At 60.9% G+C, this 8,815-nt stretch carries 5 protein-coding genes; all 5 read left to right on the top strand.

Features of this window, described 5'->3' with window-relative positions; translation table 11 throughout:
• Nucleotides 1–128 precede the first annotated feature (128 nt).
• Nucleotides 129–1,577, top strand: coding sequence for an ATP-binding protein (locus HNO86_RS28575; RefSeq protein WP_175380283.1), 1,449 nt, complete (start codon nucleotides 129–131; stop codon nucleotides 1,575–1,577).
• Nucleotides 1,578–1,801: 224 nt separating this feature from the next.
• Nucleotides 1,802–4,603, top strand: coding sequence for a multicopper oxidase domain-containing protein (locus HNO86_RS28570; protein WP_175380282.1), 2,802 nt, complete (start codon nucleotides 1,802–1,804; stop codon nucleotides 4,601–4,603).
• Nucleotides 4,604–4,631: 28 nt separating this feature from the next.
• On the top strand, nucleotides 4,632–5,768 hold the full coding sequence (locus HNO86_RS28565) for an SCO family protein (protein ID WP_175380281.1): 1,137 nt from the start codon (nucleotides 4,632–4,634) through the stop codon (nucleotides 5,766–5,768).
• Nucleotides 5,769–5,870: 102 nt separating this feature from the next.
• Nucleotides 5,871–7,367, top strand: coding sequence for a sensor histidine kinase (locus tag HNO86_RS28560; RefSeq protein WP_175380280.1), 1,497 nt, complete (start codon nucleotides 5,871–5,873; stop codon nucleotides 7,365–7,367).
• Complete coding sequence (locus HNO86_RS28555; protein ID WP_175380279.1) at nucleotides 7,336–8,766, top strand: sigma-54 dependent transcriptional regulator; 1,431 nt, start codon at nucleotides 7,336–7,338, stop codon at nucleotides 8,764–8,766. Before HNO86_RS28560 ends, HNO86_RS28555 begins: the two co-directional genes overlap by 32 nt.
• The last annotated feature ends 49 nt before the right edge of the window (nucleotides 8,767–8,815 follow it).

The raw sequence follows: 8,815 nt of genomic DNA, 5'->3' as shown, positions 1-8,815 counted from the left end.
GGGGGGGGGGGGGGCACCTTGGGGGGGGGGGGGGGGGGGGGGGGGAAAAACGGGGAATGCCCCCGCAGCCGGGCAAATTGCCAGCAGTGGGCTATAAAGCTATAGGGGCATTTGGGGAAAAGGCATTCATGACCACGCTGGCCAAGACACTGCAGTCGGACAAAGGTGATATCCGCTTGAGCACGCGCAAACAACCGTTCAATCTGCTGCGCTGGTTTTCCCTGATCAGCCTGGCGGTGATCGGCACCGTGGCTGTTGCACTGGGCTCGGTGTCGACCAAGTTCGTGATTACCGAAAGCGTGCAGCGTGATGCATTGCTGACTTCACAATTCATCCAGGCCATCGCCCAGGCAGAAGTGCGCCACGTGGCGATTCCCAACGTGCGGACCATGGGCGAGCTGCTCGATCCGCGCAAGGACCGGGAATTTGCCGATGTCGATCCGCTGGCCCGGGCCAACGCCCGTGGCGAATTTCTCGACCACATCGAACACTTGCCGGATGTGATCCTCGCCAATATCTACGCCCCCGACCGCATGGTGATCTGGTCCACCAACCCGGCCCTGATGGGCACCACGATTCATACCGACGACGACCTGGACAAGGCCTTCATCAACAAGACCCCGGTGTCGGCCAGCTACCACGATATCGACAAGTCGCGCATGGAACAGAAGTTCATCACGCCGCCGGAATACATCTTCATCGAAAACTACATTCCGCTGTTCGACATCGAAGGCAAGAACGTAGTGGCCATGGTCGAGATCTACAAGGAACCCAAGGACCTGATCAACCGCATGGAGCGCGGGCTGGTGCTGATCTGGGTCGCCACGGCGCTGGGCGGGGCGCTGATTTATTTCGGGCTGTACTGGATCGTGCGGCGTGCGGCGATCTTGCTGGCGACCCAGCAGAAACAACTGATCACCAACGAAACCTTCGTCGCCCTGGGCGAGATGTCATCGGCGGTGGCCCACAGTTTGCGCAATCCGTTGGCGACCATTCGCTCAAGTGCCGAGCTCGCGCTGGAGTTCGACAGCGGCGCGGCGCACAAGAACATCAGCGACATCATCGGTCAGGTCGACCGTATGTCGAAGTGGGTGCGCGAGTTGCTTCAATCGCTGCGTCCGCTCAATGACGAGGCCGAATCGGTGAATCTGGTGGCCTCGCTGTACGACAGCCTGATGGCCTTTGAGCAGCAGATCGCCAAGGGTCGGATCAGCGTGGTGTTCGAGCCCAAGGAAACGCCCATGGTGGTCAGCCAGCAGGTGCAGCTGACGCAGATCCTCAACAGCCTGCTGGCCAATGCGCTGGAGGCCATGGACGAAGGCGGCACCCTGACCATTGTCATGGCGCCGGCCGATGCTCAGGGCGTGGTGGTGGTCGTCAGCGACACCGGCAAGGGCATGAGCGAAGAGCAGCGCAAAATGGCCTTCCGGCCGTTTTTCACCACCAAGCAGGGCGGTCTCGGTGTCGGGCTGGTCCTGGTCAAACGGATCATGGAGCGCTTTGGCGGCACCGTGACTCTCGACAGCCGTGAAGGCGAGGGCACCTCGGTGCGCCTGTCGTTCAAGCTGGTCTCCTGAGCGAATACCCCAAGCCGGGTGCACCCGCTCGCTTCCCCAAAATGGGTGTGAACTTTCCCCGCTAGCGGGTGTCATTCCCCAGTCGCGGCTCCCGAGGCATGGCACATTGATGTTGATAAGCCATTGTTTTTCAAGCTTTCGAGACTTTGTAAAAATTAGTTACAAATTTGGCGAAGGATTTGCAAAACCCCCGTCACCCCCTTCAAGCATAGAGGCGGCAGGTGATGGACAGAAAAGCGCGGTACCCCTTCAAGTGGTTGTTGACGCCTTTGAGCGTCGTCCTATCGATGACAATAAGCACAGGGATGCTGCGCGCGAGCCCGATCGACGATGAGCGACAGCCAGAGCCATCGGACCCTTCGGCCTACTACGACGAACCGGCTGACGAGCCAGCGGCACTGAATGCGATCCTCAGCATGCCGGAGGCCAACGAGGACGCCTTTGATCTGCCTGATGGCGTCAAAGGCACCCGCAATACCGAGCGGGTGGAAAACCAGCTGCCACCGTCACAACAGACCAGCTTCAACTACCCCACCAACGGCAAGCCCAGCCCGCTGTATGGAGCCCTGCCGTTCACCCAGCAGATCATGCTGTTCGAGGAATTCGGGCCGGAAAAACTCGACCCCACCACGCCCGCGGCGCAACTGCCATTCCCGCCACCGGGGATCGGCCCGCTGCCCGCCCAGGACCCGAACAACGCCGCCCGCAGTGCACCGCCAGGCCTGGCCCTGGACAACTTCCTGCGTCAACCGGGGCTGACCCCGTTCCCCAGTCAGTTCTCCAACGCGGTGGACCGCAACCCATGGCAGGCGCAGATCGAGGTCTTCCTCAACCGCCATATCGGCTCGTCGGCCGAAGGTCGTCCACCAGGAAAGGGCTGGTCACATCAGCGCTGGAACGAGTTCTATCCGCAGAACGCCTACAAGACCGTGCAGACCGGTGCGCGGATCAACGGCGGCGTGCGTGACGATCGGCAAATGCACCACTACGCCGTGGGCGAGTTTGGCCCCGGTGGCCTGTATCACAACGTCGCGGGCATCCCGGCAACGGACGGCACTTCCAAGGGCGTGGAGATGCGCCTCCATCCGAAGATGCCGATCCAGAACCACAACTCGGTGTGGACCTTCGACGGCACCCTGCCGCCGAAACTGCTGATGGTCCGTTATGGCCAACCGCTGTTGATGCGCCACTACAACGCCCTGCCGATCGATCCGTCGGCCAACATGGGCTTTGGCCTGCACACCATCAGTACCCACGAACACAACGGTCACTCACCGGCCGAAAGCGACGGCTATGCCAACGCGTTTTTCTTCCCCGGGCAGTACTACGACTATCGCTGGCCGATGCAGCTTGCCGGCTACGACACCATCAACACCAAGGCCGAAGATCCGCGCGCGGCATTCCCATGCTCGCCGGGTGAAACCCTGTGGACCAACGACCTGAGCCCGGGCCTCAAAACCTGCGATCACGGCACCATCAAGATCCGTGGCGACTGGCGCGAGACCATGAGCACCCACTGGTTCCACGACCACATGCTCGATTTCACCGCGCAGAACGTCTACAAGGGCAACGCGGCAATGATGAACTACTACAGCGCCCTGGACCGTGGCAACGAATCGGTGAACGACGGCGTCAACCTGCGTTTCCCCAGCGGCAGCGCCATGCCGTGGGGTAACCGCGACTATGACGTCAACCTGCTGTTCGCCGACAAGGCGTGGGATCAGAACGGCCAGCTGTGGTTCAACCCGTTCAACACCGACGGCTTCCTCGGAGACCAGGTGGTGGTCAACTGGGGCTGGAAACCGACCCTGGATGTGCGAGCCCGCAGCTACCGGTTCCGCATGCTCAACGGCTCGGTATCGCGCTACTTCAAGTTCGCCCTGGTACGGGAAATCAAGGGCACCAGCGGCGAGTTCCAGGGACCCAAAGGCTCAGGCGTGTCCTATGCCCGGGTGCCGTTCCACATGATCGCCAACGACGGCAACATCATGGAACACGCCGTGCCGTTCGACGGCACCATGGACCTGGACGCCGACGGCGACAAACAGAACCACAACGCAATCCTGCCGACCCAGGGCATCGCCGAGCGGTTCGACATCATCGTCAACTTCGCCAAGAACGGCATTCAGCCGGGGGACAAGATCTTCTTCGTCAACCTGCTGGCCCATGACGACGGCAAAGGCCCGAAAGAGCCTATTTCCCTGGCTGACGTGCTGTCGGAGAAATACCTGGCGGTGATCAAGCAAACCAGCAAGGGACCGCAGTGGGACAAGGGCGATCCGGCGGTGGGCAAGGTGTTGCAACTCAACGTCAAGGCCTACACCGGTCAGGACCTGTCCATGGACCCTTCGAAGTACGAACCGGCCAAACCCGGCAAGGCTGAAGGTCTGGTGATGATTCCGCTGAAAATACACCGCGATAACGCCGCCGACATGGCACAACTGGCGACTGCCCGTCACCGCAGCTTCATCTTCGGCCGTTCCGACGGTACCGATGAGGCGCCCTGGACAGTCAAGACCGATGGCGGCTTCGGCTACCACATGGACCCACGTCGGTTGAATGCCGCCACCCAGCTGAAAACCGGGCCTACCGATGCCGGCACCACAGGCTTCGGCACCATGGAAGTGTGGAACATCAAGCTCGGCGGCAAGGGCTGGAGCCACCCGGTCCACGTGCACTTCGAGGAGGGGATCATCCTCAGCCGTGGCGGCAAGGCACCCCCTGAATGGGAAAAATGGGCTCGCAAGGACGTCTACCGCATCGGCTCGGAAAGCGATGGCCTGGACAGCGTCGAAATGGCGATCAACTTCCGCGAGTTTGCCGGGACCTACATGGAGCACTGCCACAACACCCAGCATGAGGACAACTCGATGCTGCTGCGTTGGGACATTGAACACCCCGGTCAATTCCAGTTGATGCCGACACCGCTGCCAGGCTGGGATGGCGTGCGTTACGTGAGCTCTGCCGCACTGCCAACCTTCCGCACTGGCGACGGTTCCGGCCCGCAAGTTGCAGTGAAGAAATAAAAAAAGAAACAACCGGGAGGGTGTCGACATGAAGATGCATACGCCACGTACACGCGCCTTGGGCATGCACCTGATTCTGGTGTTGGTCACCGGCTTGCTGGCCAGCCGGCTGCTGATCGCCAACCCTGCGCCGTCGACACCCGCTCCCGCACCCACCGAGGCCATTGCAACCGTAATGGCGGAGAAACCCGCCACCAGCGAATCCGCCACCCCCTGGGGTGGCGACTATTTCCCCAACACCCTGCTGACCGACCAGAACGGTCGGCAGGTGCATTTTTTCGATGACCTGATCAAGGACAAGGTGGTGGTGATCAACTTCATCTTCACCTCCTGCAGCGACTCCTGCCCGCTGGAAACCGCGCGGCTGCGCCAGGTGCAGAAACTGCTCGGCGACCGGGTCGGCAAGGACATCTTTTTCTACTCCATCAGCATCGATCCCCTGAGCGATACCCCCGAGGTGCTCAAGGCCTATTCGCAACGCTTCCAGGTCGGCCCGGGCTGGCTGTTCCTCACCGGCGAATTCGCCGACGTCACGGAACTGCGCAAGAAGCTCGGCCTGTTCATCGAAGGCGTCGACAACGGCCGCAGCAAGGACCACAACCTGAGCCTGATCGTCGGCAACCAGCAGACCGGTCGCTGGATGAAAGCCTCGCCGTTCGAGAACCCCTGGATCCTGGCCGACCAGTTGGCCAATACCTTGCATAACTGGAAACAGCAGAGTGTTGGCGAAAGCTATGCCAATGCTCCGCAGATCCGCCCGCCGAGCAATGGCGAGGAACTGTTCCGCACCCGTTGCGCCTCGTGCCACAGCCTCGGGCCAACGGATGGGCAGGGCATCGGCATGCGCAGCATCGGTCCGGACCTGATCGGCGTGACCCTGCAGCGTGATCCGGCCTGGCTCAACCGCTGGATTCGCGAACCGGATCGCGTGCTGGCGGAAAAGGACCCGATCGCGATAGAGCTGTTCGAACGCTACAACAGGATTGCGATGCCCAACCTGCGCCTGGATGAGAAGTCCGCGCAGTCGATCATCGAGTTCCTCCAGGAGGAAACCGAGCGGCAGCATCCAGGGAAAAACGCCTTGACTGCCGAGAACGAAGAACCCGAGCACCACCACGCCGTCGAAGCGCCTGGCAGCCCTCAGGGACCGACGCAGATGCAATAGTGGCTAAATACTTTCATTGCGCCGCCCGTGTTGGTCAATGCCACCTACACTGAGGCGAAACACCGCTGAAAAGGCTTGTTGAACCGCGACCGGGAACGTCCCATGCAGACACTGGAAGAACAAAAAATACCTGCGTCGCAGATGCCGGCAGCAGAGCAAAGCAAAGGCTGGCGACCGCCGTTCAATCTGGTGCGCTGGTTCTCGTTGGCAAGCTTTTTCATCATCGCCGCCGTGGCGTTGGGGCTGGGGTACATTTCCACCCGTTTCGTGGTGGAGGAGAGCATCGAGCGTGATTCGATGCTGACCGCGCAATTCATCCAGGCTATCGGCGATGCGGAAATCCGCCACGCCCAGATCACCACGACCCGAACCATGGGCGAGATGCTCGATCCCCGACTGGACAACGACTACCCCGATGTCGACCCCGGCGCCCGGGCCAATGCGCGCGTCGAGTTTCTCGATCATGTGGAACACCTGCCGGACCTTCTGCTGGCCAACGTCTATGCCCTGGACCGCACGGTGGTCTGGTCGACCAACCCCGAGCTGATCGGTGTGCGCATCCACGATGACGAAGAACTGGACGAGTCCTTCGAGATGAAGGAGGCGGTGTCCACCAGCTATCACGAAATCGATGAGGAGCGTCCCGAGCAGCGTCTGATGCGCGAGCCTCAGTACCTGTTCATCGAGAACTACATTCCGATGTTCAACGCCGACAGAAGCAAAGTGGTCGCCATGGTGGAAATCTACAAGGAGCCGGCGGATCTGGTGGCGCGCATTCAGCGCGGGTTCAAGGCGATCTGGCTGGCGACCCTGCTGGGCGGGGCGGCGATTTACCTGGGGCTGTTCTGGATCGTGCGTCGCGCCGCATTGCTGCTGCACAGTCAGCAAAAGCAACTGGTGGCCAACGAAACCTTTGTCGCCTTGGGCGAGATGTCTTCGGCGGTCGCCCACAGCCTGCGCAATCCGCTGGCCAATATCCGCACCAGCGCCGAACTGGCCCAGGAAATCGCCAGCCAGCACGCACAGAAAAATCTTGGCGACATCATCGGTCAGGTTGACCGCATGTCGCGCTGGGTACGGGAATTGCTTGTGTCATTGCGACCGGTCAATGACGACGTCGGTGAGGTGGATCTGGTGTTGGTCATCGAAGACACCCTGGGAGCCTTCGAAGCGTTGATCAAGCGTTCGGATGTGCAAGTGCGTTTCACTCCCAAAAGCGTACCGCCGGTCGTCAGCCAAAAGGTGCTGCTGACGCAAATACTGAATAGCCTGTTTGCTAATTCGCTGGAGGCGATGCCCACGGGAGGCGTATTGGGTATCGAGATTGAAATGCCTGCGCCAGACCGGGTGAGCATGATTCTCAATGACACCGGCAAGGGCATGACCAAGCAGCAGCAACAAATGGTCTTCAAGCCGTTCTTCACCACCAAACAGGGAGGGTTGGGCGTAGGCCTGGCCCTGGTCAAACGAATAATGGAGCGTTTCGAAGGCTCGGTCGAACTGACCAGCCAGGAGCGGGAAGGAACTCGCGTTTGTTTGAATTTTAAAGTGGCAACGGGAGGGGAATATGGAACACAGCATACTGCTGGTCGAGGATGATGAACTCCTTGCCGAGAATATTCAGACTTACCTGGAGCGCAAGGACTTCGAGGTGACGGTCTGCCACTCGGCGGAAAATGCACTGGAGCAATTGAAGACTTTCGTTCCCGACGTGGTGCTGACCGACAACTCGTTGCCGGGCATGAGTGGTCACGACCTGATCCAGAAGCTGCGCGTCAGCGCGCCGGATCTGAAGGTGATCATGATGACCGGCTACGGCAACGTCGAAGATGCCGTGGTGGCGATGAAGGAAGGGGCCTTCCACTACGTGACCAAGCCGGTGGCGCTGCCTGAGCTCAAGGTGCTGCTGGACAAGGCCCTGGCCACCGATCGGATGGAGCGCACGCTGTCGTTCTATCAGGAACGCGAGGCGCAGAGGTCCGGGGTCCAGGCGCTGATCGGCGAATCGGCACCGATGGTTTATCTCAAGAGCACCATCACCCAGTTGCTCGATGCCGAGCGCCGCATGGCCAACACCGATCTGCCTCCCGTGCTGGTCGAAGGCGAGACCGGCACCGGCAAGGAACTGGTGGCCCGTGCCCTGCATTTCGACGGTCCGCGCGCCAAGGGTCCGTTCATTGAATTCAACTGCGCCTCGATTCCACCCAACCTGGTGGAGGCCGAGTTGTTCGGTCACGAGAAAGGCGCGTTTACCGATGCCAAGGAGCGTCGCCTGGGTCTGGTGGAAGCGGCCGATGGCGGCACGCTGTTCCTCGACGAAGTGGGCGAAATGGATCTGCTGCTTCAGGCCAAGCTGCTCAAACTGCTGGAAGACCGCAGCATTCGCCGGGTCGGTTCGGTCAAGGAGCGCAAGGTCGACCTGCGGGTGATCAGCGCCACCAACTGCAACCTCGAACAGATGGTGTTGCAAGGCAAGTTCCGTCGCGACCTGTTCTTCCGCCTGCGCATCATTTCGATCAAGGTGCCGCGCCTGTACGCCCGTGGCGAAGACGTGCTGTTGCTGGCCCGACACTTCCTCGCGGCCCACGGCAAACGTTATGGCAAACCGAACCTGCGCTTCAGCGAGCAGGCCGAGGAATTGCTGCTCAACTACAGCTGGCCGGGCAACGTGCGCGAGCTGCGCAACATGCTCGAGCAGACCGTGTTGCTGGCGCAGAGCGATGTGGTCGCGGCCCATCAACTCAACGTGTGCATGAGCCTGGTGGACGAGCCGCCGATGTTCCAGCATGAAGTGCCCGCTGCAGAACCACGCCCGGCCTACAACGGCACCGAGTCGATGAACCTGCCGGAAGTCGAGCGCGACATGGTGCGCAAGATGCTCGACAAGACCGACTGGAACGTCACCAAGTCGGCACGGCTGCTGGGCCTGAGCCGCGACATGCTGCGCTACCGGATCGAGAAACTCGGGCTGGCGCGGCCGGATAAGCGGCAGTGGTAGACCTGCGGAGCTGGCAGCTTCGAGCTTCGAGCTTGCGGCTTACAGCTTG

The organism is Pseudomonas sp. C1C7 (assembly GCF_013359595.1).
Taxonomy (GTDB): Bacteria; Pseudomonadota; Gammaproteobacteria; order Pseudomonadales; family Pseudomonadaceae; genus Aquipseudomonas.
This window is presented reverse-complemented; position numbering and strand designations above follow the sequence as displayed.